This is a genomic window from Pseudooceanicola batsensis HTCC2597 (assembly GCF_000152725.1).
GTDB lineage: Bacteria > Pseudomonadota > Alphaproteobacteria > Rhodobacterales > Rhodobacteraceae > Pseudooceanicola > Pseudooceanicola batsensis.
This window is the reverse complement of the sequence record NZ_CH724131.1, coordinates 1,030,433-1,054,482: the sequence shown is the minus strand read 5'-3', so window position 1 is coordinate 1,054,482 and position 24,050 is coordinate 1,030,433. Positions and strand designations below refer to the sequence as shown.

32 protein-coding genes and 1 pseudogene are annotated in these 24,050 nt (G+C 65.3%); 15 read left to right on the top strand and 18 right to left on the bottom strand.

What is annotated here, in order from left to right:
• Positions 1-6: 6 nt before the first annotated feature.
• Positions 7-1,434 carry a multicopper oxidase family protein gene (locus OB2597_RS09075; RefSeq protein WP_009805240.1) on the top strand — a complete coding sequence of 476 codons (1,428 nt, stop codon included), beginning with the start codon at positions 7-9 and terminating at the stop codon, positions 1,432-1,434.
• A 69-nt stretch (positions 1,435-1,503) separates the two neighbouring features.
• On the opposite strand, the gene OB2597_RS09070 is transcribed toward OB2597_RS09075, so the two are convergent.
• The 3 genes from OB2597_RS09070 to OB2597_RS09060 all read right to left on the bottom strand — a co-directional run bounded on the left by OB2597_RS09070 (position 1,504) and on the right by OB2597_RS09060 (position 5,392).
• Positions 1,504-2,400: a DUF305 domain-containing protein gene (locus tag OB2597_RS09070; RefSeq protein WP_007253816.1), complete on the bottom strand. Its 897-nt coding sequence runs from the start codon at positions 2,398-2,400 to the stop codon at positions 1,504-1,506.
• 12 nt (positions 2,401-2,412) lie between these two features.
• Positions 2,413-2,976, bottom strand: coding sequence for a c-type cytochrome (locus tag OB2597_RS09065; RefSeq protein ID WP_009805239.1), 564 nt, complete (start codon positions 2,974-2,976; stop codon positions 2,413-2,415).
• 70 nt (positions 2,977-3,046) lie between these two features.
• Positions 3,047-5,392: a heavy metal translocating P-type ATPase gene (locus OB2597_RS09060; RefSeq protein ID WP_084658677.1), complete on the bottom strand. Its 2,346-nt coding sequence runs from the start codon at positions 5,390-5,392 to the stop codon at positions 3,047-3,049.
• 143 nt (positions 5,393-5,535) lie between these two features.
• Here OB2597_RS09060 and OB2597_RS09055 point away from each other — a divergent pair, with 143 nt between their 5' ends.
• Positions 5,536-5,817 carry a metal-sensitive transcriptional regulator gene (locus OB2597_RS09055; RefSeq protein ID WP_009805237.1) on the top strand — a complete coding sequence of 94 codons (282 nt, stop codon included), beginning with the start codon at positions 5,536-5,538 and terminating at the stop codon, positions 5,815-5,817.
• A gap of 36 nt (positions 5,818-5,853) precedes the next feature.
• Here the strand turns inward: OB2597_RS09055 and OB2597_RS09050 are convergent, their stop codons facing one another.
• A complete protein-coding gene (locus OB2597_RS09050; RefSeq protein WP_007253820.1) occupies positions 5,854-7,233 on the bottom strand; it encodes a multicopper oxidase family protein in 1,380 nt (459 codons plus the stop codon).
• Between the two features lie 201 nt (positions 7,234-7,434).
• Here OB2597_RS09050 and OB2597_RS21410 point away from each other — a divergent pair, with 201 nt between their 5' ends.
• A complete protein-coding gene (locus OB2597_RS21410) occupies positions 7,435-7,845 on the top strand; it encodes a CBS domain-containing protein (RefSeq protein WP_322786303.1) in 411 nt (136 codons plus the stop codon).
• 4 nt (positions 7,846-7,849) lie between these two features.
• Here OB2597_RS21410 and OB2597_RS09045 read toward each other — a convergent pair.
• From OB2597_RS09045 to OB2597_RS09020, 6 genes and pseudogenes are all read right to left on the bottom strand, one after another.
• A pseudogene (locus OB2597_RS09045) lies at positions 7,850-9,000 on the bottom strand (IS3 family transposase); the annotation flags it as partial.
• 29 nt (positions 9,001-9,029) lie between these two features.
• Positions 9,030-9,212 (bottom strand): hypothetical protein, encoded by a 183-nt coding sequence (locus OB2597_RS09035; RefSeq protein ID WP_007253823.1) that lies wholly within the window; start codon positions 9,210-9,212, stop codon positions 9,030-9,032.
• Between the two features lie 65 nt (positions 9,213-9,277).
• On the bottom strand, positions 9,278-9,721 hold the full coding sequence (locus OB2597_RS09030) for a type II toxin-antitoxin system VapC family toxin (protein ID WP_007253824.1): 444 nt from the start codon (positions 9,719-9,721) through the stop codon (positions 9,278-9,280).
• Positions 9,718-9,960, bottom strand: coding sequence for a FitA-like ribbon-helix-helix domain-containing protein (locus OB2597_RS09025; RefSeq protein WP_007253825.1), 243 nt, complete (start codon positions 9,958-9,960; stop codon positions 9,718-9,720). The genes OB2597_RS09030 and OB2597_RS09025 overlap by 4 nt, the downstream gene beginning before the upstream one ends.
• A 93-nt stretch (positions 9,961-10,053) precedes the next feature.
• Positions 10,054-10,248 carry a hypothetical protein gene (locus OB2597_RS21860; RefSeq protein ID WP_148234705.1) on the bottom strand — a complete coding sequence of 65 codons (195 nt, stop codon included), beginning with the start codon at positions 10,246-10,248 and terminating at the stop codon, positions 10,054-10,056.
• A gap of 761 nt (positions 10,249-11,009) precedes the next feature.
• Complete coding sequence (locus OB2597_RS09020; protein ID WP_009805233.1) at positions 11,010-11,444, bottom strand: CBS domain-containing protein; 435 nt, start codon at positions 11,442-11,444, stop codon at positions 11,010-11,012.
• A gap of 159 nt (positions 11,445-11,603) precedes the next feature.
• On the opposite strand from OB2597_RS09020, the gene OB2597_RS09015 reads away from it, so the two are divergent.
• From OB2597_RS09015 to OB2597_RS08965, 12 genes are all read left to right on the top strand, one after another.
• On the top strand, positions 11,604-11,945 hold the full coding sequence (locus OB2597_RS09015; RefSeq protein WP_009805232.1) for a hypothetical protein: 342 nt from the start codon (positions 11,604-11,606) through the stop codon (positions 11,943-11,945).
• A gap of 98 nt (positions 11,946-12,043) precedes the next feature.
• Positions 12,044-12,988 (top strand): WD40/YVTN/BNR-like repeat-containing protein, encoded by a 945-nt coding sequence (locus OB2597_RS09010; protein ID WP_009805231.1) that lies wholly within the window; start codon positions 12,044-12,046, stop codon positions 12,986-12,988.
• 1 nt (position 12,989) lies between these two features.
• On the top strand, positions 12,990-13,481 hold the full coding sequence (locus OB2597_RS09005; protein ID WP_009805230.1) for a DUF411 domain-containing protein: 492 nt from the start codon (positions 12,990-12,992) through the stop codon (positions 13,479-13,481).
• The gene (locus tag OB2597_RS22265) at positions 13,474-13,626 is read left to right on the top strand and encodes a hypothetical protein (protein WP_154653346.1); all 153 of its coding nucleotides are present in this window, start codon (positions 13,474-13,476) and stop codon (positions 13,624-13,626) included. The genes OB2597_RS09005 and OB2597_RS22265 overlap by 8 nt, the downstream gene beginning before the upstream one ends.
• A complete protein-coding gene (locus OB2597_RS09000) occupies positions 13,623-14,132 on the top strand; it encodes a c-type cytochrome (RefSeq protein WP_009805228.1) in 510 nt (169 codons plus the stop codon). Before OB2597_RS22265 ends, OB2597_RS09000 begins: the two co-directional genes overlap by 4 nt.
• On the top strand, positions 14,129-14,707 hold the full coding sequence (locus OB2597_RS08995) for a DsbE family thiol:disulfide interchange protein (RefSeq protein WP_193371879.1): 579 nt from the start codon (positions 14,129-14,131) through the stop codon (positions 14,705-14,707). The genes OB2597_RS09000 and OB2597_RS08995 overlap by 4 nt, the downstream gene beginning before the upstream one ends.
• Positions 14,704-14,979 carry a hypothetical protein gene (locus tag OB2597_RS08990; RefSeq protein ID WP_009805226.1) on the top strand — a complete coding sequence of 92 codons (276 nt, stop codon included), beginning with the start codon at positions 14,704-14,706 and terminating at the stop codon, positions 14,977-14,979. The genes OB2597_RS08995 and OB2597_RS08990 overlap by 4 nt, the downstream gene beginning before the upstream one ends.
• A gap of 23 nt (positions 14,980-15,002) precedes the next feature.
• Positions 15,003-15,290 carry a hypothetical protein gene (locus tag OB2597_RS08985; RefSeq protein WP_009805225.1) on the top strand — a complete coding sequence of 96 codons (288 nt, stop codon included), beginning with the start codon at positions 15,003-15,005 and terminating at the stop codon, positions 15,288-15,290.
• Positions 15,291-15,343: 53 nt separating this feature from the next.
• Entirely contained in the window at positions 15,344-15,991 is a 648-nt protein-coding gene (locus OB2597_RS08980; RefSeq protein ID WP_009805224.1) for an SCO family protein, read from the top strand.
• A gap of 35 nt (positions 15,992-16,026) precedes the next feature.
• The gene (locus OB2597_RS08975) at positions 16,027-16,599 is read left to right on the top strand and encodes an SCO family protein (protein ID WP_148234704.1); all 573 of its coding nucleotides are present in this window, start codon (positions 16,027-16,029) and stop codon (positions 16,597-16,599) included.
• A complete protein-coding gene (locus tag OB2597_RS08970; protein WP_009805222.1) occupies positions 16,596-17,072 on the top strand; it encodes a hypothetical protein in 477 nt (158 codons plus the stop codon). The genes OB2597_RS08975 and OB2597_RS08970 overlap by 4 nt, the downstream gene beginning before the upstream one ends.
• Positions 17,073-17,075: 3 nt before the next feature.
• Entirely contained in the window at positions 17,076-17,801 is a 726-nt protein-coding gene (locus tag OB2597_RS08965) for a cytochrome c biogenesis CcdA family protein (protein WP_009805221.1), read from the top strand.
• A gap of 126 nt (positions 17,802-17,927) precedes the next feature.
• On the opposite strand, the gene OB2597_RS08960 is transcribed toward OB2597_RS08965, so the two are convergent.
• From OB2597_RS08960 to OB2597_RS08925, 8 genes are all read right to left on the bottom strand, one after another.
• Positions 17,928-19,181: an MFS transporter gene (locus tag OB2597_RS08960; RefSeq protein WP_009805220.1), complete on the bottom strand. Its 1,254-nt coding sequence runs from the start codon at positions 19,179-19,181 to the stop codon at positions 17,928-17,930.
• The gene (locus OB2597_RS08955; RefSeq protein ID WP_009805219.1) at positions 19,178-19,846 is read right to left on the bottom strand and encodes a cytochrome c biogenesis CcdA family protein; all 669 of its coding nucleotides are present in this window, start codon (positions 19,844-19,846) and stop codon (positions 19,178-19,180) included. Before OB2597_RS08955 ends, OB2597_RS08960 begins: the two co-directional genes overlap by 4 nt.
• A gap of 61 nt (positions 19,847-19,907) precedes the next feature.
• Positions 19,908-21,254 (bottom strand): dihydrolipoyl dehydrogenase family protein, encoded by a 1,347-nt coding sequence (locus OB2597_RS08950; protein ID WP_009805218.1) that lies wholly within the window; start codon positions 21,252-21,254, stop codon positions 19,908-19,910.
• A 47-nt stretch (positions 21,255-21,301) separates the two neighbouring features.
• Positions 21,302-21,664 carry a hypothetical protein gene (locus tag OB2597_RS08945; RefSeq protein ID WP_009805217.1) on the bottom strand — a complete coding sequence of 121 codons (363 nt, stop codon included), beginning with the start codon at positions 21,662-21,664 and terminating at the stop codon, positions 21,302-21,304.
• Between the two features lie 3 nt (positions 21,665-21,667).
• Entirely contained in the window at positions 21,668-23,083 is a 1,416-nt protein-coding gene (gene merA / locus OB2597_RS08940; RefSeq protein ID WP_009805216.1) for a mercury(II) reductase, read from the bottom strand.
• 12 nt (positions 23,084-23,095) lie between these two features.
• Positions 23,096-23,326, bottom strand: coding sequence for a mercury resistance system transport protein MerF (gene merF, locus OB2597_RS08935; protein ID WP_009805215.1), 231 nt, complete (start codon positions 23,324-23,326; stop codon positions 23,096-23,098).
• Entirely contained in the window at positions 23,323-23,619 is a 297-nt protein-coding gene (locus OB2597_RS08930; protein ID WP_040609222.1) for a heavy-metal-associated domain-containing protein, read from the bottom strand. The genes merF and OB2597_RS08930 overlap by 4 nt, the downstream gene beginning before the upstream one ends.
• A 13-nt stretch (positions 23,620-23,632) precedes the next feature.
• The gene (locus OB2597_RS08925; RefSeq protein WP_009805213.1) at positions 23,633-24,028 is read right to left on the bottom strand and encodes a mercuric transporter MerT family protein; all 396 of its coding nucleotides are present in this window, start codon (positions 24,026-24,028) and stop codon (positions 23,633-23,635) included.
• Positions 24,029-24,050: the final 22 nt, after the last annotated feature.

Sequence of the window (24,050 nt, the reverse complement as noted above, 5' to 3'; positions counted from 1 at the left end):
CTTCTTATGATCAATTCTACACGACGCACCTTCCTCGTCTGCGCGGCCGCCCTCGGCGGTGTCGCGCTACTGCCAAGGAACGCCTTGGCCCGGGCCGCCGCGCCCATCCTGCGCGCAGCGCCTTCGAACGCGCAGCTCGTCCCCAGCCAATACCCAGCCACTCCGGTCTGGGCCTATGCCACGGAGGGCGTCGGCACGGTTCCGGGGCCGGAGATCCGTGTCACCGCTGGAGAATGGGTGCGCACCCGGCTGGTCAACGACCTGCCGCAGTCCACGGCCGTGCACTGGCACGGCATCCGCATCGCCAATGCCATGGACGGAGCGGCGCCGCTGACACAGACCCCGGTGGAGCCGGGCTCGACCTTTGACTACGCGTTCGAGACGCCCGACCCCGGCACCTACTGGTATCACGCCCACCACAACGGCACCGAGCAGATCGGGCGCGGTCTGGCCGGGCCCCTGATCGTGGAGGAGCGCGATCCGTGGCTGGGCCAGCCGGGCGCCGCGACTCGCGAGCTTACGCTGCTCCTGGCGGACTGGCTGCTGGACGACGATGCGGCCATCGTCGGGGGACGGTGGGACGATCTCCACGCAGCCTCGCACAGCGGGCGCATGGGCAACACCATCACCGTCAACGGCAAGACGCGGCCTGCCTTCGATCTGCGCCTCGGGGAGCGGGTCCGGCTGCGGCTCATCAACGCCGCGACAGACCGAGTCATGCCGCTGGCTCTGCCGGGGCTCTCACCGCGCCTGGTCGCCCTTGACGGCCATCCTGTGCCGCCGCGTGCCGTAGAGACCATCCTGCTCGGCCCGGCCCAGCGAGCCGACGTCGTTATTGACGCGCCTCAGAAGGCCTCCGCCGCCCTCTCGCTCCAGCTCAATCCGGGCAACGGCGAGTGGTCCGGGATCGCGGGCTTCGTGCTCGACGGCGATCCGGTGGTTCCGGAGCCGGGCGAGGTCCGTCCGTTGCCGGCGTGGGGCACGCTCGCCGCTCCCGACCTGACCGAACCGCTGCGCGCCGCGGTGGTGATGGAAGGCGGCGCCATGCGGGGAATGGACGGAGCGTCGTTCCGAGGCGAGAGGATGGGCTTTCGTGACCTCGCGGCGAACGGCATTGTCTGGGCCTTCAACGGCGTCGCGCATGGCCTGGAGGCGCCCATGTTCCGCGCCCAGCGGGGCCAGACGGTGCAACTACAACTGACCAACCGCACCTTCTTCCCGCACGCCATCCACCTTCACGGCCACCACTGCGAAGTTCAGCCCCGTAGCGGTGCCTTCAACCAGCCGGGCGACGTGCGCGATACCGTGATGGTGGGTGCGGACGAGACGGTCGACGTGGCCTTCGTCGCCGACAATCCCGGCAAGTGGATGCTGCACTGCCACATGCTCTCGCACCAGCAGTCCGGCATGATGGGATGGTTCGAGGTGACGTGAGAGATATCGCAACCGTTGCAGTTTCAGGGTCTCGGCCGCCGCCAGGGCGGCCGTTACCTCCATCCGGCCTCAGACCGAACAGTCGAGGAAGCCGCGGTAGCCGACCGTCAGGCCCTGGTCGAGGTGGAAGACCATCTCGGCATCGGAGCGGCGAAGGCCGGGGTTTTCCTCAGTCCAGTTCGCATCGGGGTCGGGCATCAGGGTGATCTCCGTTCCCGAAGCGGTGAACCGAGCACCGTCGGTCAAGGTCTCCACGGCGATCGGTGCGTCGGCGGCGAGCGGCACGAGCGTGCCCGAGAGCTTGATCGCGCCGCTTTCGCCGGCCATCGCCAGGATCGGCTCGCCCTCGTTCGTGCGCCGGAACTCGCAGGCGGCTTCCGTCTCCAGCGCCGCCTCGATCTCTTCGGGCTTCAGGCCTGCCGGATCGAGCCCGGCGAGTTCCGCCGATCCTAATGCCTCTTCGACGCTGCCTTCGGCTGGGGGAGCCTCCGGCTCCCCGAGCGCAGGCTCGGCGGCGTCGCCGTTCTCCTCGATATCGGCGATAAGGTAGCGCATTTCCCCGATTTCCTTGCGCTGCGCCGCGATAATCTCATCGGCCAGTTTTTTCACGCGCGGATCGGAAATGTTGGCGCGTTCCGAAGTCATGATCGCAATGGAATGGTGCGGGATCATGGCGCGCATGTAGCTGGTGTCGCCCACCGTGGCTTGGCTGCGCACCAGCCAAAGTGTCAGCGCGAAGACGGCAATCGAACCAGCATAGATGGCGATGTTAATCGCTTTGCTCTCATACATCGACAGCATGAAGCTGAGCATGATGACCGCCATTGTGGCCCCCATCAGCAGCGCCATGTAGGTTCGGGTCTCGCTGAAGAAGATATGCTCGAATGCGTATGTGTTGAGATACATCAAGATGAACATGACCACGGTCGAGGTCGCGATCATTGCGGCGAAGCGCCAGTAGGACATGAAACTCTCCTTCTATTCAGAATGGCTTTCTGTCGATTGCCCGTGGCCATTGGCCCCGGCTGTCAGGCTTTCGTAGGTCTCGGGCCGCATCGCGGGAAGCTCCTTCACGAAGGCCGTGATCTCCCAGATCGCCGCGTCTTCGTGATCGGTTCCGAAGGCGGGCATGCCGGACATCTTGACCCCGTGCTTGACCAGCCAGAAGACCTCCCGGCTCTCCCATTCGCTGGCCGCATGCCACAGGATCGGCGGTTCCGGGCGCATGCCACGGCTCCAACCCGCAGGCTCGGCGCCCGGCCCCCCATGGCAATGGGCACACATCGCGGCGTAGCGCTCACCGCCGGCCTCGACCATCTCGGGGGTCAGTTCGGCGGGAGGTTCGATCGTCTCGGCGCGGGATCGGACCGAATTTTCATAGCTGGTGTCGAGCGCCCATCGCATCGTCGGCGCATGAGACTCGGTTGCGGCAACGTTGTATGAGCCCGAGTAGACATAGGCGATGCCGGCGACGGCGGCGATGCCAACGGTGGCGATACTACCGATCAGCACACCCAGTGCGACGGGTTTCGATCTCGGCATGGTCTGTCTCCCTGTTACTCGCTATCGAATGACGACAGGGCGACGCGGCCAACGCCGCCCGCCGTCGAAGTTAAGCGTCAAACCCCACTCGGGTGGCCCGCAGGCGAAGCGCGTTGCCGATCACCGAGACCGACGACAGGCTCATCGCGGCCGCCGCGATCATCGGCGACAGCAGAAGGCCGGTGAAGGGATAGAGCAGGCCCGCCGCAATCGGCACGCCGAGCCCGTTGTAGAGGAAGGCGAAGGCGAGGTTCTGCTTGATGTTGCGCACGGTGGCGCGGCTCAGGCGGCGCGCCGTGACGAGCGCGGTGAGGTCGCCGCGCACCAGCGTGACGCCCGCGCTCTCAACCGCAACATCGGCGCCGGTGCCCATGGCGATCCCGACGTCCGCCGCCGCCAGCGCGGGCGCGTCGTTGACCCCGTCACCGGCCATGGCGACGGTGCGGCCCTCCGCTTGCAGCCTGCGGACCGCCGCCTGCTTGTCAGCGGGCAACACCTCGGCAATCACCTCGTCGATCCCGAGCTCATCGGCCACGGCTTGCGCCGTCATCTCGTTGTCGCCGGTGAGCATGACGATACGCAGGCCTTCGTCATGCAGCGCCTCGATGGCGCGCGGGGTCGTTTCCTTGATGCGATCCGCGACGGAGACCAGGCCGACTGCGCGGCCGTCCACCGCCACCAGGATAGCGGTCTGTCCCATGCGCCGCGCGGCATCGGCCCGGTCAGAAAGGACGCCCGGATCGGCGCCGACCTGCTCCATCATGGCGCGGTTGCCCACGGCCACGGCCCGCCCTTCGACACGGCCAGAGATGCCCTTGCCGGTGGTGCTGTCGAAGCTCTCGACCTCGGGCAGAGCGACACCCCGCGCTTCGGCTCCCTCGACGATGGCACGCGCCAAGGGGTGCTCCGACTGCGCCTCCAATGCCGCGACGAGGCCAAGAAGCTCGTCCTCGCCCATGCCCTCGGCCACGACCTCGACCAGCGCCGGCCGGCCCTCGGTCAGCGTGCCGGTCTTGTCGACGACCAGCGTGTCCACGGCGGCGAAGCGCTCCAGCGCCTCGGCGTTCTTGATCAACACACCATGACCCGCGCCCTTCCCGACGCCGACCATGATCGACATCGGCGTGGCGAGGCCGAGCGCACAGGGGCAGGCGATAATCAGCACCGAGACCGCCGAGACCAGCGCGAAGGCCATCGCCGGGTCGGGGCCGAAAAAGCTCCAAACGACGAAGGCGAGAATCGCCACGCCGACCACGAAGGGCACGAAGTAGCTCGAGATCCTGTCGGCCAGCTTCTGGATCGGCGCCTGGCTGCGCTGCGCTTCGGCGACCATGGCGACGATGCGGTTCAGCATCGTGTCCGCGCCCACGCGTTGGGCCTCCATCACGAAGCTGCCGGTCTGGTTGATCGACCCGCCGGTGACCTCGGTGCCTTCTTCCTTCTCCACCGGAATCGGCTCACCGGTGATCATGCTCTCGTCGATGGTGGAGCGCCCCTCCAGCACCATGCCGTCCACCGGCACGGCCTCGCCCGGGCGCACGCGCAACCGGTCGCCCGAGCGCACCATGTCGAGCGGCACGTCCCGCTCGCCATTCGCGTCGACCAGCCGCGCTGTCTTGGGCGCGAGATCGAGCAGCGCCCGGATCGCGCCGCCGGTCTGCTCTCGCGCACGCAGCTCCAGGAGCTGGCCCAGCAGCACCAGCGTCACGATCACCGCCGCAGCCTCGAAATAGACGCCAACCTCGCCCTCATGCCCACGGAACTGCGGCGGGAAGAGCCACGGTGCGACAGTCGCCACCACCGAGTAGACGTAGGCCACGCCGACGCCGAGGGCGATCAGCGTAAACATGTTGAGGTTGCGACTCTTCACCGAGGCCCAGCCGCGCTCGAAGAAGGGCAAGGCGCTCCACAGCACCACCGGGGTCGCCAATATCAGCTCGATCCAGTCGAGCCAGGAGGCCGAGATGATGGCGAAGGCCTGCGGCGCGAAATGCCGGCCCATCGCGACGATAGCCAGCGGCACGGTCAGCACCGCACCGACCACGAAGCGGCGGCGGAAGTCGATATATTCCTCGCTCGGCCCCTCCGTCATTGGAATGCCCTTGGGCTCGAGCGCCATGCCGCAGATGGGGCAGGAGCCGGGGCCGATCTGCTCGATCTCGGGGTGCATCGGGCAGGTGTAGACTTCGTCCTCGCGTGCCGGCGGGTCCGCCTTCAGCGCAGGGTCGAGGAAGATCTCTGGGCGGGTTCCGAACTTCTCTCGGCATCCGGCCGAGCAGAAATAGAAAGTCTCCCCCTCATGTTCCGAGACATGCTTGGCCGTCTCGACCTCGACCGTCATCCCGCAGACCGGGTCGGTCGCTGTCCGATCGCCCGGGAGGGCGTGGTCATGGGAGTGCGCGTGAGAGTGGCTCATGGCGGTTTCCTCGTTGCGACAGCGCCAACGCGGCGCTGCTGCGGGCAAGATACCCCTTGGGGGTATTCTTGTGCAAGATACCCGCATGGGGTATAGCGGAAACCTGTCGGCGCGCTTATTGTTCCAAGGCCGGAGGCGTCGAGATGCAAGAAAAGAAAAACAAAGCAGCGATTCAGAAGCGCCTCGCGCGGCTGGAAGGGCAGATCAGAGGCGTGTCGCGCATGGTCGAGGAAGACCGCTACTGCGTCGACGTGCTGATGCAGACGGCGGCGGTGCGCTCGGCACTGAAAGCCGTTGAACGCTTGCTGATCGAAGACCACACCTCGCATTGCTTGGAGGCGGCCATACAATCAGGCGACCCCGACGAGCAGCGCGCGAAATTCCAGGAGATGGTCACGCTGCTGGAGAAAGCCCGCGACAGCTAAGGTGGGCAGCCAAGGGTTTGGGAAGGTCGGCCCGGGTCAGGTGACGGTGAACTGGCCCATCATACCCGAGTCCTCATGCTCGAGAATGTGGCAGTGATACATGTAGGGTGCCTCGGGCGTCGCCGGATGGTCGAACCGCACGAGAATCTCGGCGTGATTTTCCACCCAGACCACGTCCTTCATACCGGTTTCGGCGAAACTGACGGGTCTGCCATTCTGGCTGAGGACCTGGAAAGAAGTGCCGTGCACGTGAAACGGGTGAGACATCATGTCTGCTGAAATCTCCCAGATCTCCGTCTCGCCTATGCGCAGCTGCTCATCGATGCGCTCCATGTCGTAGGTCCGGCCGTTGATCCCCAGGGTGGGGCGGCCCCCGAACATGCCTCGCATCATCCCCATGCCCATCATCATGTTGAGCTCGAAACGGCGGCGACGCACCGGCTCCCCCAGGTCCGGGATATGAGCGCCTCTGATTTCCCGCGGCACGTCGGAAACCGCGGCCTGTCGGCTCTCGTCAACCGTCAGGCTCAAGATATTGAAGGTGCCGTTCGGGCTATCGGAGCCTGCGCTCCTGCCCATCATGCCTCCCCCCATCCGGCCGCCCATCATGCCACCCATCATCTGCACCGGGACGTCTTGCGATATCAGCCGGCTACTCGCTCCATCCGAAAAGTCGACGAGTATCTCCGCACGTTCCGCAGGCGCGAGCTGAAGGCGATCAAGGCGCACCGGCGCTGGCAGCAGGCCGGCATCGCTGGCGATTTGATAAATAGCCCGGCCGTCATCAAAGCTCAGGACGTAGACGCGCGAGTTCGAGGCGTTCAGTAGGCGGAAGCGCACCAGCCCGGGAGGGACCTGAGCGACCGGCTCGAGCGCTCCGTTGACCGCGATACGGTCGCCGCGGAATCCCTGCATCGCAGTCATTCCGTCGTCATCGTAGCGAAGCCTGCCGCGCCGAGAGAAAGACTTGTCCTGTATGATCAGGGGAATATCGTCGATCCCGTAGGTGGCAGGCAGCGCATTCTCGCCCGGTTGCTCGTCCTCGATCAAAAGCAGGCCAGCGAGCCCGTGGTAGACCTGGTCGCCGGTCGTGCCGTGCGGGTGTGAGTGATACCAGAAAGTGCCGGCGGGCTGATCGATTTCCAGGGCCTGTTCGAGGACGGCGTCCGGAGCGATCAGTGACTGCGGTCCTCCGTCGTTCCACCCAGGCACATGTAAACCGTGCCAGTGAGAGGTGATAGCGTGCTCGATCCCATTGCCAACCGTGAGGCGCGCTGTGCGCCCGCTACGGAGCCTCAACGTCGGCCCAAGGAAATCCTGAGACCAGCCCATGGTCCGAGCCTCGGCGCCCTCGAGAAACGCGTGAGTGCCATAGATCGCATCGAGGCGATTGCCGGCATCCTCCCCGACTTCCATGAGCGGAGGGATCGGCAGCGTGTTTCCGGGAGCCGCCTCCGCGAAGGCGCGTCCGCACAATGCCGGCGTCGCAAGGGACGCGAGTGCGCTTTTCAGAAATCTGCGTCTTAGCACCGGGGTCACCACGTTTGCAGGACGGCTATTGCTACTCTCCTCAACATAGCTGGATCGCAGTGATGTCGAGCAGAACTGGCGTAAGCGATGACGCCGTATCCTCAGCGCATCGCCGCCGACAGGTCAGATTCCCCGGAACATGCCTCCCTACCTACTCCTTCCCGGAGGGAGCAACCGGAAAAAATCGTGCAAGTGCAAGACATCATGACATCTAAGCCGACCTGCTGCGGGCCCGAGAATTTGATCCAGGACGTGGCAAAAGTCATGACAGAAAATTCCATCGGCGCCATCCCGTTGATCGACGATGACGGGCGGCCGGTCGGTATCGCTACGGACCGAGACATCTGCTGCCGCGCTGTTGCAGAAGGAAAAGGCGCAGATACCAAGGTATCAGACGTGATGTCGGAGAAAGTCGTAACGACCTCCCCCGACGAGGAGCTCGACAACTGCTACAACAAGATGGAAGATGACCTGCCCCCCGCTGGTCCCTCAGTCTGATGTAGAGTTTGCGGGTTCGAGATTGGTAGTCTGGGCGGTCGTTCTGGGCAAGCGCGCCGGGCGCGGAGCCCTCAGATTGCTCAAGTGTCCGGCGCGCTTCGAGCGGGGTCTGGTTCCCGAGCGAGGAATGCGGCCTGACCGCGTTGTAATCGTAGCGCCAGAGCGCCAGCTTCCGGCGGGCGTCCTCCAGAGTATCGAAGATCTCCTCATACAAAAGCTCGTCGCGCAGGCTGCCGTTGAACGACTCGATGAAGGCGTTCTGCTGCGGCTTGCCCGGGTCGATGTAATGCCAGGGCACCCCGTTCTTGTCGGCCCACTTTAGGATGGCGCGGCTGGTGAACTCGGTGCCGTTATCGCTGACGATGCAAGCGGGCGTTCCGTAGATCCGCACCAGCGCATCCAGCTCGCGGGCGACGCGGGCGCCCGAGATGCTGGTGTCGGCGGTCAGGCACAGGTTCTCCCGGCAGCAATCGTCGATCACCGCCAGGATGCGGAACTTGCGCGAGGCGCCGAAGCTGTCGGCCAGAAAGTCGAGCGACCAGCGGGCATTGGGATGCGCCGCCTCCGGCATCGGCGTGCGTGACCCACGGGCCCGCTTGCGCCCGCCCCGTCGCTTCACTGACAGTCCCTCTTCTCGGTAGAGCCGATACAGCTTCTTGTGGTTCATGAGCATGCCCTTGCGCTCGAGCAGGATGCCGATCCGGCGATAGCCGAACCGGCGCCGCTTCCCGGCGATCTCCTTCATCTCTTCGTGGATCTCGGGGCAGTCCGGCGGGCGTGTGCGCCGGACCGTTTTGGGATCGACACCGACAAGCTGGCAGGCCCGGCGCTGCGAGATATCATGGTCCCGCATTGCCCTGAGCGCCGCCTCTCGCCGCCTGGTCAATGTCGTCAGTTCTTTCCCAGCAGATCCTTTAGGACGACATTGTCGAGCATAGTGTCGGCCAGCAGGCGCTTGAGCTTGGCGTTCTCGTCTTCCAGCGCCTTCAGCCTGACCGCCTCGGAAACCTCCATGCCGCCATACTTGGACTTCATTTTGTAGAACGTCGCCGGACTCAGGCCGTGCCTGCGGCACACCTCTGCCGTCGGCATCCCGGCCTCCTGCTCCTTGATCATTCCGATTATCTGCGCCTCGGTGAAACGGCTCTTCCTCATTCGTCTGCTCCTTCGCGGTTGAGCAAACTCTACATCAGACTGAGGGACCTCGCGGGGGGCAGGTCAAATCGATTGAGGGAGCCGCCGCGTAACTTGGACACCGTGGCGCGTGCATTGTCGGTAGCCTCCGCGAAGGAGAACCCGAAGTCGACCGGATCGAAGGGTGCCTTGGCGAGGGTGTCGAGGGCTTCGTAGATGTCGGTCGGGTTCATGGGTCTCACTCAAATAAGGGCGTCTTCACTGGATATTGGCCGGTGGGTGCCGAGCCAAAATCGGGTCAGCCGGAAAACAGCTTCGGGATGTCGGCCAAGTCCATGGCTCGGGATGAATGTGCAGTGTCGGCAAGAGCGCCCAGGAAGCGCCTGTCCGCGGTGATCAGCCGACGATCCGTGCGCTCTGCGAGAGCCAGATAGACGCAGTCATAGACAGGGTGCCGTAGCTCGAGGGCGAGCTCCAGGGCGCGGCGCTCGAGCATGTCGTCGGCATCTATGATCGTGACAGGTGCGGTCTGGAGGAGCAGGAAGAGGTCGACCGCCTGGGGGCCGGTCACGGTCTGTCGCGCGGCGATGGTGCGCAGGACATTCGCGGCTTCGATCCGGAGAAGGGCGGGCGCCACCATGTCGGCGTTCTGAAGAAGGTCGGCTTCGTCACTGCCCTCTTCGTCGATCACCCACTTGATCGTGACGGAAGTGTCGACAACGAAGCCCGCCCTTGTGGTCATCTGATCTCGTCTCGATCCCGGTCGGCGCGGAGAAGCTCCGTGGTTGTGGGCGCACCCGAGACGAGCTTCATGCGCCGCGATCGGGCTTCCGAGAAGAAGTCGGCATTGCGGGCAGGGCCCAAAGCCTCCTCCAGTATCTTGCGATGCTCCGCTTCGGCAGAGCGCCCAGCCTTCGCGGCGCGCTCCTTGAGGGCCGCGGCAATCGCATCATCGACATTTCGGACCGTAAGCTGAGCCATGCTTCCACCGGTTGCTTGCATATTGCAGGCAATATGATGGCGCATCATCTGTCAATCAAGAAGAAAGACAGACAGGCAAAGGGTGCGGAGGTGTCAGCTCTTGTTGGGGTCGGTGCTCTTCTTTGGCCGAGACAATGCGGTATCGATATCCATTCGGGGCTGGCGACGCTTCGGAAGGCCCTGGGTGGTGATGTCGAGTGGCGGCCCGCTTCTGGCCAGACGCGCATGCATTTCCTGGCCGGTCGCAAATCCGGGTCTTCGTCCTTCGTGCGGCCTGTCCTGGGCCATTGCCTCCTCCTCGTATCTCGTTGACCCTACACCAGGTCGTAGATCGCACATAGCGCGCCTTTCGGCCCAAAGCTGCCGTTGGCCACCATTGTCTCCAACGTCTGCTATGCTGAGAACAGCGGAACCACTTACCTACAGCCCCCAGAGGGAGGAACGGAAAGTCTTGTCGCTTCAATTTTCGGGGCAACCAGTTCGTGTCTCAGCTTTGAGACTGCAATCTTCGTATCAGTCCCGGCTGCCGTGTTGTAATGCGTGTCGCCGAGCCGGGCATGTGGCGGCCAAAGATGATCCGTGCTGAGCTGGAAAGGCTACCGAGGAGGCTTCGAGGACAGGTTGCCGCCACATAGCAAACGAGGTGCGATTGCAAGCTAACACCCGAAGCCTGATGATTCAGGGGCCATGGCAATCGCGCGCCCCACAACGCGATACTTCTCGTGCAGGCGTCGAACGACCGCTACTCCAAGGTAGCCGCTGGTGTCGGTGACCAGAGTGACGAATTTGCCCGGTGCCTTACCTATTTGCGTAGATATTTCACCAGCGCCAAGATCGCGAGGATCACCAGCACGAGGATCAGAAGACCCCAGATCCCCATGCCGAACATCATTCCGCCGTCCATCATCTGTGTCTTCCTATGTTATGTCCGCGTCGATACTTGCGGGGACCTTCGGACTTTTTGGTCCCCGGCATGGACGATGGCTTCGTCCACCGGCCCCGAGGCCGAGTAAGGGGCGGAGCACCACAATGATGCTCCGCCCGTTTCGTCAGCAGCAGCCGGAACGGCCTTCCGGCTGCGAAATCTTCTGCACGAGATCTGCCGTTTCTGCCCCTTGCGCCTCACGCGCAACGTCGGCTTGCGCGACCATGCCGCAGCACTTGCCTTCCTCGTCGGTGACGACGGCACGACGCACCTGACGCTCCTCCATCTTGTTGCAGCAGGACGAGACCTCCTCGTCTGCCGTCGTGGTCAGCACGTCCGTGGACATGACGTCCGAAACGGCGGTCGCACCGGATTTGCCTTCGGCCACGGCCCCGCAGCAGATGTCGCGATCGGTGACGACCCCGATTGGTTCACCCGCCTCGTTGAGCACGGGTAAGGCACCGATGGACTGCTCGGCCATCAGCTTCGCCGCTTCCTGGATGGTGGTGTTCCCCCCACAGCAGGTGGGGTTGCTCGTCATGATGTCTTGGACTTGCATGTCTTGCTCCTCTGCTGAGTGCCAGGACAAACCACGGCGGCCGGGATGACGTTCCGTCGCTACCTCCGTATCGGCAACGGACCGCCGGTTGACGGCCTCGTGACTGATTTCTGACTGTGCCCAGTGGACAGGCGTCCCGTCCGTTCATAGATCTGTGCCATGCGCCTATGGGTCCGCCTTGTCTCGTTCTGCCTCTCGATCGCCCTTCTGGGCGGCGTGATGATGCATGACGCGGCCGGTGCCCGGATGTCGTTCGACATGGCGGCATCGGCAGTCGCCGAGGCGCAGGACGATCTCTGCCCTGCCTGCGATCAGGATGCGAGCGAGCAACTGGTCTGCGATCTCGATTGCACCGCGCCCCTGCTGTCGACCGAGGGGTCGCCCGAAATCCTGCCGCAAACCGTTGCCACGCGGGGCATAACGCGTCCGGACGATACGGCGCTGCGAACACGTCGACCGGGTTTCGATCCCGCGCCCCCTCGAACCACTATCCTGAGTTGACCGGCCGCACCGCATAGGTGACGGCCTGGTAACGCCGTGCCTGTCCGATCAGGACAGGCAGGCCGTGAACCGACCGATCCCTTCTCAGGATATCTTCCATGACTGCCCTTACCGCACGCGCGCTTTCGCGTCGTCGCGTCCTGTCCTCCGGCTTGGCCGTGCTGGGCGCAACGATCCTTGCCCCCGGCTTTGCCCGATCAGGCCCGTCGCTGGCATTCGACCCGGCCTTTGCCCTGGCCTTCGACGGCTCCGCCATTCTTGCCGCCAAGCCCGACGGGTTGCTGCGGCACGACGGCGAAAGCTGGACGAAGCTCGGCGACGTGGAGCCGCCCAACACTCTCTCGACCCACCCGTCCCGTCCTGGTGTTATCTTCGCCGGATGGAAGGACGGCAGCCTGCGCCGCAGCAGTGACGGCGGCGTGAGCTGGACCGTGGCGGATGCCGGACTGCCCGGTGCGCCGATCCTGTCCCTCACTATGGCCGCGCATGCGCCCGACACCCTTTATGCCTCTCTCGAGGGCGACGGGCTGTGGCGCAGCGAGGATGACGGCAAGACATGGGCGTTCGTCATGGACCGTCCCTATCTCGACGGCGCGGAGCATGACGTGGTCAGCCTCGTCTCGGTCGCCAACGAGACCGGGATGGGTGGCATCTGGCTCTATGCGGGCACGCAGGCCGGGCTGACGCGGGTGCCGGACTGCTTCTGCCGCTGGCAGGATGTCGTCGCGGGAGACGCGATGGATGCATTGGTCGCGGGCAATGCGCCGACCGAGGCCGCCGCGCTGCCCGCTGGCGAGCCGGTCGAGATCCTCGCCCTTGCGCCCGACGCGCCCGAGCGCATCCTCGCCGCGCTGCCCTCCGGGCTGTGGCTGTCGACGGATGCCGGGGTGAACTGGGCACAAGTCACCTTCGCCCCCGTCACCGCGCTCGCCGTCGATCCCGCCGATCCACTCCACGTGATCGCAGCCGGACCCTCCGGGCTACGCGTCTCACGCGACGGCGGCACCACCTGGAGTTCCTTCGATCAATCCAAGGACAGCTGACATGAACCGCAAGCTTCTCACCGTCGCCGCAGCGGCCCTCGCTACTGCCGCCGCCATTGGCGCCGCGACCTTCACCACCGCCGAAACCGACAACACCGCCAACGCGCCGGCCGAAGCCACCGTCCCGGCCGAAAAGCAGATGACGATCTGGCGCGATCGGAACTGCGGCTGCTGCGACGCCTATGCCGACTACATGGAGGAGAACGGCTATCACGTGACGCGGATTGACGACCCGGACTTCGACAAGCGCTCGATCGAGGCGGGCGTGCCCGAGCAGGGCCTTGGCTGCCACCTCGCGCAGGTGGACGGCTACTATGTCAGCGGGCTGGTCCCGGCCGAGATCGTGGAGCGCCTGACCACGGAGCGTCCCGAGATCACCGGCATCACCTTGCCCGGCATGCCGATGAATGCCCCGGGCATGGCCGGCAAGAGCGGCACGCTCAAGACCTACGCCTTCTCGGGCGATGACATCACGGTGTTCTCCGATGAATGAGTGCATGGAGGGCATGATGTCGATGATGGGTAGCCCGATGATGGGCACCATGATGCTCGGAGGCGGGCTGGTCCTGCTGCTGGTGCTGACCGTGCTGGTCCTGAGCCTGATCGCGCTGGTCAAGTTCCTCAGGAGCCCGCGATGAGACGCGGCCTGACGCTGGGGCTCGTTTCCGGTTTGGCCGGCGCCGCCGCGATCGCGGCGGTGGCGCAGGGCCTGCTGGAGGAGGAAGCAAAAGCGCCCGAGCAATCGCAGGAGATCGCAGGGCTCTCCGTTCTCGGAGAGCCGGTCACCCGTGACATGGTCGAGCAAGGTGGCGAGATCTATGCCGAGAGCTGTGCCGCCTGTCATGGCGCGAAACTCGAGGGTCAGCCGGACTGGCGCCGCCGGACCGAGGACGGGCGCATGCCCGCGCCGCCGCACGACGACAGCGGCCACACCTGGCACCATGCCGATCGGGACCTGTTCACGATCACCAAGCATGGCGTCGGCGCGGTGGTGCCGGGCTACGAGAGCGATATGCCCGCCTTCGAGGGGCTGCTGAGCGACGACGAGATCAAGGCAGTGCTGGCCTATATCAAGACCAGCTGGTCCAAGCGCGAACGCGCCTTCCAGGCCGAGGTCTCGGCCGGTGCCGAGGGCAAGCCATGAGCGCGGCGGAACAGGAACCGCGCAAGCGGCCCCGTGGTCGGGTATTAGTGCTCCTTCCGGCAGCGCTGTTCGCAACACTCGCGGCGGCGTTCTACTGGGGCCTCATGAACTCCGACGACCGGCTGCCCTCGGCCCTGACCGGCAAAGCGGTTCCCGAGTTCGACCTGCCTCCCATCGAGGGCCGCGCCGACGGCCTGTCGACTGCGGACCTGCAAGGCGAGGTGTCGATCGTCAATGTCTGGGCCTCATGGTGCGTGCCTTGCCGGGTCGAGATGCCGCTCCTGGTCGAGCTGGCCGCGCGGGACACGGTCCCGATCCACGGCATCAACTACAAGGATGCGCCGGATGCGGCGCTCCGTTTTCTCGACGAGACGGGCGATCCCTACACCCGCATCGGAGCCGACCGCTCCGGGCGCGCCTCGCTCGACTGGGGGGGCTACGGGCTTCCAGAAACCTTCGTCATCGATGCACGCGGCGGCGTTGCCTACAAGCATGTCGGTCCGTTCGACCGCCGCTCGCTGGAAGAAGAAATCCTGCCGGTCGTGCGCCGGCTTCAAACGGAGAACAGGACATGAGCGAGCGATCGACGAACGCGATCGGGACGATCCCCGCAAGCCGGCTTCCCGGCCTGGGCAGGCGTGGATGGATTCTGGTGGCGCTGGCCGTCATCGGCACCGGCATGGCCCTGAACTGGGGCTGGCTCACTGCCATTGGCGCGGCCCCCCTGATCCTGAGCTTTGCCCCCTGCGCCGCGATGTGCGCGCTGGGGCTCTGCATGCGCGGGGGCTCGTCCGCCTGCGCCAACAAGACCGCTCCGGCAGGCAAGCCGGACACCCCGACAGACTGAACCCTACCTCGAAAGGATACGACATGAAGACCATTACCAAGTTCGGCAGCGCCGTGGCCCTGTCCCTGCTCGCCTTCGCGCCCGTGGCCTACGCGCAGGATACCGCCCCGGCGGACGCAGAGGAGACGAAGGAAGGCGGCCACATGGGTGGCGACATGACGGGGATGCAGGGCATGGCCGGAATGGAAGGCATGGAAGGCATGATGCCGATGATGATGAAGCACATGCAGGCCTGCATGGAGATGATGGAGACGATGAACACCCACATGCAGGAGCATCACGACCAGGCCGATCAAGCCGATCAGGGCTGATCGAAGGCCCGCCCGGGCTCCGGCCCGGGCCGGCCAAACAGAAAGACAGACAGATGCCCACTTCCTCTCCCGACACCTTTCACAAGCGGCTGCGCTTCCTCCTTTGGAGCGGAGCCGCTGTCCTCACCGTTGCCACCGCCGGACTGCTGCTCCTGCGAGATCAGGCCGCGCCCGCACAGGTCGTCTATAGCGGCGAGGCGGATATTCGCTCCGACTTCGAACTTGTCGACCATACGGGACGCCCGGTCACCCAGACGGATTACGCCGGCCGCTGGCAGCTCGTGTTTTTCGGTTTCACCAACTGCCCGGATGTCTGCCCGACAACCCTGGCCTACATGGCCACTACCCTCGACCTGCTGGGCGAAGACGCGGACCATGTCGCGCCGCTCTTCATCACCGTCGACCCCGAACGGGACACGCCCGAGGTCATGGCGGACTACGTCGCGAACTTTCATCCCCGGCTGGTGGGGCTGACGGGAAGCCCGGCCCAGGCCGCGGAGGCCGCGCAGAGCTTCAAGGTATATCACGAGCATATGGCGGATGCGGAGGCGCAGGACGGATACACCATGGCCCATGCCGGGCACATCTACCTGATGCGCCCTGATGGCCGGTTCGAGGCCGTCTTCCTCGAGGGGGATCAGCCGCCCGAGGATCTCGCCGAGGAAATCGAAATGCGACTGGACAAGGAGAGGCGCAGTTGATGCGACAGGCAATTCTCATCTCCATGACAGCCGCCATGGTTGGCTCAGCAGCCTCGGCCGATCACCCCGGGAAGCGGTTGAACGAAGTCACGGCCGAAAAGGAACCGGGCTTCGAGGCGATCTTCCGGCCCGGACCCGACCTCGTCACCGAGGACGGGGAAACACTAAGCCTGGAAGACTTCGCCGGGCGCATTCTCGTGGTCAATTTCCGTCAGGCATCCTGCACCGAGGCCTGCGACGCGCAGCACCAGCGGTTGGCGAAGACCGTCACCTCGCTCAATGCGGGCCCCATGCGCGAGATGGTCGGCTTCGTGACCGTGGTCGAGGATGCGGCGGACATTGATACGCTCGACGCCGAGAACTGGTCGATGGTGCGGTCGCAGGGCGGCCTTGAGGATCTCGAGGCGCGGCTCGCTGCTGTCTCAGAGCGCTCGGACGAGGCGACGATGATCCACCTTTTTGACCGGCAGGGCCGCCATGTCGGCATCTTTCACGGGACCGATTTCGAGCCGCTCAATCTCCTCATGCATATCAACGGGCTGACCAACGCGCATCCGCATCCGGAACCCGAAGGCATTCTCGACAGGGCGCTGGGGTGGTTCGAATGACGGTGACAAATTCAGCAAGCGTCGCGGCGACCCCGGACTGGCTGGGGGTTCTACGGCGCTATTTTCTGTTCTCCCTCATCGGCCATCTGCTCTGGGAAGTCGCCCACATCCCGCTCTACACGATCTGGACCGAGGGCAGCGCGGGCGAGATCGTTTTCGCCATCGTGCATTGCACGGGCGGCGATCTGATGATCGCCTTCAGCACCCTGCTTCTGGCGCTGTTCCTGTTCGGACGCGCGGAGTGGCCAAAGCAGCGGTCAATCCCGGTGCTCCTGGCCGCCGTGGTAATGGGAGTTGGATACACCGTTTTCAGCGAGTGGCTGAACATCGTCGTGCGGGAGGCCTGGGCCTATCGCGACATCATGCCGGTGATCCCGGTCATCGATGCTGGCCTGACGCCGTTCCTGCAATGGCTCGTCGTGCCCACGGCAGCCTATCTCGGCGCCACCTCCCCGCGCGCGTGGCGGAAGTGAGCCATGCCTGACATCCAGACCCTCGGCCTTCTCGCCGCGCTTCTGGCCGGCACGGTGTCCTTCCTGTCGCCTTGCGTCCTGCCGCTGGTGCCCGGCTATGTCTCCTACATCGCCGGGCGCACGGGACCGGGCAAGGCGCCGAGTCGGGCCGCCATGATCTGGCTGAGCCTGTGCTTCGTGCTCGGGTTCTCGACGATCTTCATCGCGCTTGGCGCCTCCGCCACCGCGCTCGGGCAGGCCCTGCTGCGATGGCGCTTTGAGCTGAACATCCTCGGCGGGGCGATCGTCGCGCTGTTCGGTCTGTTCATGCTGGGCGCGGCCCGTATTCGTGCGCTGGAGCGCGACCTGCGCTTCGATCTCGATATTCCCGGCGGGCAGCCCATGGCGTCTTATGTCCTCGGCCTCGCCTTCGGCTTCGGCTGGACCCCATGCATCGGGCCGATCCTCGGCGCGATCCTCATGGCGAGCGCCATGCAGACGACCATGGGCGAAGGAGTGGCGCTCCTCGCGGTCTACTCCGTCGGGCTCGGCGTGCCCTTCGTCTTGGTCGCTGCCTTTATCCAGCAGGCCGGCACGAGGCTGCGCAGGGTCCGTGGCTTGGGGCGCGGCCTGCACAGGGTCGCCGGGGCGGTGATGATACTGATGGGGCTCGCGATGATGACCGGCCAGCTGACCGTCTTTTCCTACTGGTTGCTCGAGACGTTTCCGGCCTTGGGAGCGATCGGATAGGCACCGGATTACGGTGGTATCGTGCGACATTTGCATGGGGAAACGGCATGGGCATCTATGAAGCGCACCACGGATGGACCCCGCTCGACTGCAACAAGGGCCTTATTCGGTTTTCCAACTTTGAACTCAATGCCCTTCCCGGCCCTGTCCAGCTTCGATGCGGTCGAGCAGAAGTGACTGGCCGAGTGCGGCTGCAAGCGCGATGAGGAAGACGATCCAGGTATCCAGCGCAGCGACAGCAAATCCGCCGACGAATGGCAACACGAAGGCCGGCGCCGTAAGCGCGTTGAAATAGCCGCTGTATGCGGGTCGGCGCTCCTCCGGCGATATCTCCATGAGCAGTTCGATGACCGCGATGGTCAAGCCATTCGCCAGGGCGCCAAGCAGTAGGAAGACAGCCAGCAGCGCCGGCATGAGCGCAGCATGTGAAATTGGAACCATCAGCAGCGCGAGAAGCGCGACCGGCGGCGCGATGCGGCTGGCCGCGATCACGCGCATCAGGCTGAGCTTGCCCAACCGGTCGCCCCACCAGCCCCATAGCGGGTTGCTGAGCAAGGCGCCCGCCGTCTGGGCTCCCAGCAGAAGCGCCACGTTTTGCAGGCTCATGCCCAGCGAGTCCGCTGCGACCACGAAGAAGGGCGCTGCGGCGAGCACGGCGCCGCCGCACCACTGCGCGAAGACGAAGCGATGGAACACGGCGTCGCTGCGGAATGTCTCGGCACCTTCTTTCAGATAGGCTCCGAAGCTGGCGGCCGCCTTCGGCGGAGTGGCTCTCACAGGTTCCCCCATCGAGGTGAAGACAACGGACGACACCAGCATCAACACGGCGGCGATACCCAGAACCGCCGCGTAGGAAGCAGGGAAGTCGAGCGCCCGGAGGAGCCTGTCCGCGACGGCGGCGACAAGCAGGGCCACAAGGCCTCCCCCGAAGAAGCGGACCGCGAGGAGCCTACTCCGCTGGCGGGATGGCACGGACCGTGCCACGATGTCGTTGTAGGGCACGCCGACGATGCCGCTGAGACAGGCGTAGACGGCCCACAAACCGAGCGTGACCGCGCCAAGAGTTGCCGAACTCCATCCTGCGCTCGCTCCGATCCACAGGACGCCAGCGAGCGCGGCGATGGCTGTCGTTCGCCCGAAGGCGCCGAGGACGTAGAACGGCATCGAGGAGCCACTGCGCCCGGCAAGGTAGCCCACGAAGAGCTGCGGCAGGAGCCAGCCGAGCCGCAGTCTCGTGGAGACTGCGCCTACGGCCACCGGGCTGCCTGTCAGCTGGAAGACCGACGCCGACATTACAGTGGCGCTGTCCACCGCCGCCGAGCCGGCCTGAAATGCTGCGCCGGCGCCCGCGACATGCCAGAACCGGCGGCAGGGGGTCACCTGCCGCTCCAGTCCGCCGGATCAACGAAGAGCCCGAACCAGATCGACCACAGGCCCAGGTCGATGAAAACCGCGCCCAGGAGCCAACGGCGCGGCCTCAGCCAGTTCGCGACCCGGTCGAGCCCGCCTGCAAGTCCGGGCGCGATGGATAGGGGAATGAGCGGCAGCGAGAGCGCCAGGGCGAAGACGGACATCATCAGCACGCCGCTCGCGGCCGAGCCGCTGACGGTCGCGGTGCCGATCAGCCCAAACAGGATGGGCGCAGCGCAGGCGGGGATGTTCAACCCGAAGGCTGCACCTTGCAGGAGCGGCGCGTCGGCGATCTTCCAGCGGTCCGGCGCGAACCGGACCCGCCGGCGAAGCCCACTGTCACCTCCCGCGATGATCGCGATCCCGAAGCCGAGGTAGATCGCTCCGAAGACCAGCCACATCCCGGTCTGAACACCGATCAGGCGCTGGCCGAGGAGGACGATCAGGCCGCCGAACCCGCCCATGACGACAAGCCGCGCCAGTAGGAAAACCACTGCCGCGCTTAAACGCTGTCGCAGCCTACGTCCCTCTTGGGCCGAGAGGAACAGCATATGCGCCCCGAAGGTGCAGGGCTCAATAAAGCCGAGGAGGCCGAGGCCAAGGGCAAGCAGGATCGATTGATCAGAAAACTCCATGTCCCTCGTCTTATTCGGTTTCTTGGTCGACGTGCAGGCAATCCGGGCAGATGGCCGCCGGTCAGAACATTGACCCGATGTCCGACGCCCCAGTCGGATAGGCCGCGGGCATCGATTTCACCTGCGCCGCCGTCAGCCCCAGCTTGATCGCGAGAGAAAAGACGTTGATCAACTCGGCGTAGTCCGGGCCGAACATGTGCGCGCCAAGGATCTTGCCGTCCGTGCCGGTAATGACCTTCGCGCTCGCGTGACTTTCGCCCAGCCGCTTCTGCGAGAACCAGTCCGAGGTGTCGGTGAAGCTGACATCGACTTCGCCCCTTGCTCGCGCCTCCTCCTCGAGGAGGCCAACCCGCGCAAGCTCGGGAATGGTGAACACCACGCTCGGCACGCCGGTGTAGTCGGGCTCGGTCCGCTTGTCCGTGAGCATGTTCGAGGCCGCGATCTTGCCTTCGAACACCGCCACCGGGGTCAGCGGCTTGCCCCCGGATGCGGCGGCGTCGCCTGCCGCGAAGATGCGCGGGTTCGACGATGATTGGAGCCAGGGTGTGACCTCCACGCCGCCATGCTCGGTTTCGATCCCGGCAGCAGCGAGGTCGAGATGGTCGAGGGCAGGCACCCGACCGGCGCCGTGGACGAGGAGGTCCGCCTCGATGGCATGGTTTTCGTCCCCCTTCCGGTAAACCACGCAGTGGGCTCCCTCTGCCTCTTCGACCCGCTCGATCACGGCCTCAGAGATGATCTCGATCCCGGCCGCGCGGCTGCGCTCGATCAACATGTCGACAAGATCGGGATCGAACATCTTCAGCTGCCGCGCACCCCGGTCGAGGATCGTCACCTCCGCCCCCGCCCGCGCCGCGATATGGGCGAACTCGAATGAGATGTAGCCGCCGCCGACAAGGACGATACGGTGGGGCAGCTCAGCGAGGTTGAGGAAGTCGGTGCTGTCGATCAACTTTTTGGCGCCGGGGAAGTTCAGCGGCCGCGGCTTTGCTCCTGTAGCGATCAGCGCGTGGCGAAAGCCGATCTCGCCATGACCTTCGACCCCGATCCGATCTTCGGCCGTGAAGCGAGCACGACCGTGCAGCGTTCGCACCCCGGCCTCCCGCAGCCCGCTTTCCATGTTCTCGGGCACCGGATCGGTGAAGCTTTCCTTGTGTCTCATCAGCGCGGGCCAGTCGATCTGGGGCGCCCCCGTGATGCCCTTGTCCTCAAGTCTCCGAGCGGCCTCGATCGCCTCGGCACCGGCACGCAGCATCTTCTTTGGGTCGCAGCCCCTGAGCGCGCATGTGCCGCCGTAAGGAAGTTCATCGACAATGGCGACCGACCAGCCGGCCTTGCTGCATTTCTTCGCGGCGTTGATCCCGGCCATGCCGGCGCCGATGACGATCAGGTCGAGTGTCCCTGTCATGTCTGCTCCTCGTTGTTTTGCCGGTCGGATGGGTAGGTTCCTTGCGCTCAGCGGTATCTGCCCATGATGCGTTCGCTCAGCCCCCAGATCGCCGCGGTGCCTCCGCCGACCGCGAGGCCGAGCCAGTGCCATCCCCCGTCGCCCAGCGGCACCAGCCCAGTGCCATGGCCCAGCACCGGAAGCGTCATCGCCAGCAGATACGGCCCGGTGTAGCGGCAATGGACACGACCGCAGCGCCGGGCGTTGAGGAAGCAGGCGCCGCCCATCCAGACCAGCGCCACAAGCCAGATCACCGTCTTGGGGCCATCGGAGAGCGGGATCGCCAGGAGCATGGCCCCGATGGGCAGCCACCAAGCGATGACAGAGCCGCTGGCGGAGCCAAGGAGATCGCGCGAAGACTTGTCACTCATAGGTCACCCTGCACAGCAGCTGAGCGCGGCCACGTCCTTCTCGAAAGTCTGAGCGGCGAGTTTCAGCCCCTCGACCGTGGTGAGATAGGGCATAATGGTGTCGCCCAGCTCCTCGTAGGTCAGCCCCGCCTTCAGCGCCATCGCCGCTGTCTGGATACTGTCAGCCCCTTCGGGGGCGAGGATCTGCGCGCCCAAGAGACGCTTGCTTCCCGCCTCCGCCACCAGCTTGATCAGCCCGCGCGTGTCGCGGGCGGCGAGCGCGCGCGGCAAGGCATCGAGCGGCAGGACCGAGGTCACGACCTCATGCCCGGCAGCCCGCACCTGTGCTTCGCTCAGCCCCACGCCCGCCACCTGCGGGTCGGAGAAGACAACCCAGGGCATCGTGCCGTTGTCATAGCTGCGCACCTCGTCCGCCACCGCGTTGCGGGCCGCGAGCTTGGCACCGTAGGCCGCCATGTAGACGAACTGGTCGCGCCCGGTGACGTCGCCTGCGGCCCAGACGTTCGGGTTGGCGGTGCGCATCTGCGCGTCGGTGACGATCCCGCCCCGCACGTCGGTCTCGATCCCAGCAGAGCCGAGGTTCAGCCCGTCGCTGTTCGGCACCCGTCCGGTGGCGAGCAGCAGCCGCTCGGCGTCGAAGATGGCGCCGTCCGTGGTGGTCAGACGCACGGTATCGCCGTCGCAGGTCACGCTCTCGTAGCCCGCGACCCGCACCAGGCGGATGCCTTCCTCGGACAGATAGCCCTCCAGCGCCTGTGATATCTCTGGCTCTGCTTCCGGCAGCACGCCCCGGCGGCTGATCAGCGTCACTTCGACACCCGCACGGGCGAAGAGCTGCGCCAGTTCCACCCCGATATGGCCCGCGCCGAGCACCAGCATCGAGGCTGGCAATTCGGTCAGCTCCAGTGCCGAGGTGCTGTCGAGGGCGTCGACCTCCTCGATGCCCGGAATTGCCGGCATATGCGGTCGGGAGCCGGTCGCGATGACGACCTTGGTCGCCGGAAAGACCGCGCCGTTCACTGTCAGGCGGCCCTCGCCGTCGAAGCTGGCGCGGCCCTCTATGTAGTCGATGTTCTCGTGCCGGGGCAGCACGTCGACGTATTTCACCGCGCGCAGCTCCTCCACGAGCACCTGCTTCTGCGCCACTGTCGCGGCCCAATCGGTCACGCGGGCCTCGGCCTGGATACCGTCGAACCGGTTCGCGGCCCGGGCATGGTGCAGACCTTCCACCGCGCGGATCAGCGCCTTGGAAGGCACGCAGCCCACGTTGACGCATGTGCCGCCGATGGTTCCGTCGCCGATCAGGGCGACCCGCGCCCCGGCTTCGGCGGCAGTAATCGCGGCCGAAAATCCCGCCGAGCCTGCGCCGATCACGGCAAGGTCATAGGCGCCGCCCTCGGGGGTGCAGCAATCTCTCATGTCGGTCTCTCTTCAGTTGATGCGTTGGCGCCGCCAAAGCGCGTAGAGGGTGATGCCGATGAACAGCGCAAGCGCCGGCAGGAGCACGATGTCGAGCCAGCCAAGCACGGCCGACAGCCCGACCGCGCCCAGCAGGATCACGAGGATCGGCGTGAAGCAGCAGAGCGCCACGACGACTGTGCCGATCAGCCCGAATTTCAGGAGGCGGTCGTTCTTGCCTGCGGGCGTCTCGGGCTGGGTCACGAGCCCCCTCCGGGGGCAAGCGCCGCGCCGTAGCCAACGCCAGTCACGGCAGCGATCAGAGCTTCGGGATCGGTGACGGCGTCGTCATATTGCAGCAGGTAAGTGCCGTCCTCGGCCTCGCCCTCGGTAAACTCGGCGATCCGGACGCTCTCTACCTTTTTCAAAGCGGTGGCGATGATGTAGCTACATGAAGGGCAGGTTAGCCCGGTGACGTGCAGCTTGGTCTCGGCCTCGTCCGCCAGCGACATCGCAGGGGCCAGCACCAGAGCTGTGGCAAGAAGTGTTCGTTTCATCGGGGTCTCCGTATCAGAAGGTCAGGATGCGCGGGGCGACATAGGGAAAAACCAGGGCCAACAGCACGACGGCCAATGCGCTCCAAAGAAGCGCCCGCATCACGCCCCGATCCACCGGTCGGGCGCAGGCGCCGGTGTCGCAAACGTGCTCGGTCACCGGGCGATAGGCCTTCCAGAAACCATAGCCGAGAGCCGCGGTAGCGAGGAAAAATGTCATCCACTTGTAGGCGTAGAGAGCGGTCAGCTGGCCGATGAACACGCCGGTGACGCCGAGGCTGACAAGCACCAGCGGGAGGATGCAACAGGAGGTCATCGCCAGCGCGCCGAGCACCCCGGCGCCGGTGGCAGCCCATCCCGACCTGTCCGGATGGTTTTGTGCCTGTCGCTCGATCTCAGTCATCTCGCTCATCGCTTCACCGTGGTTGTCGCCT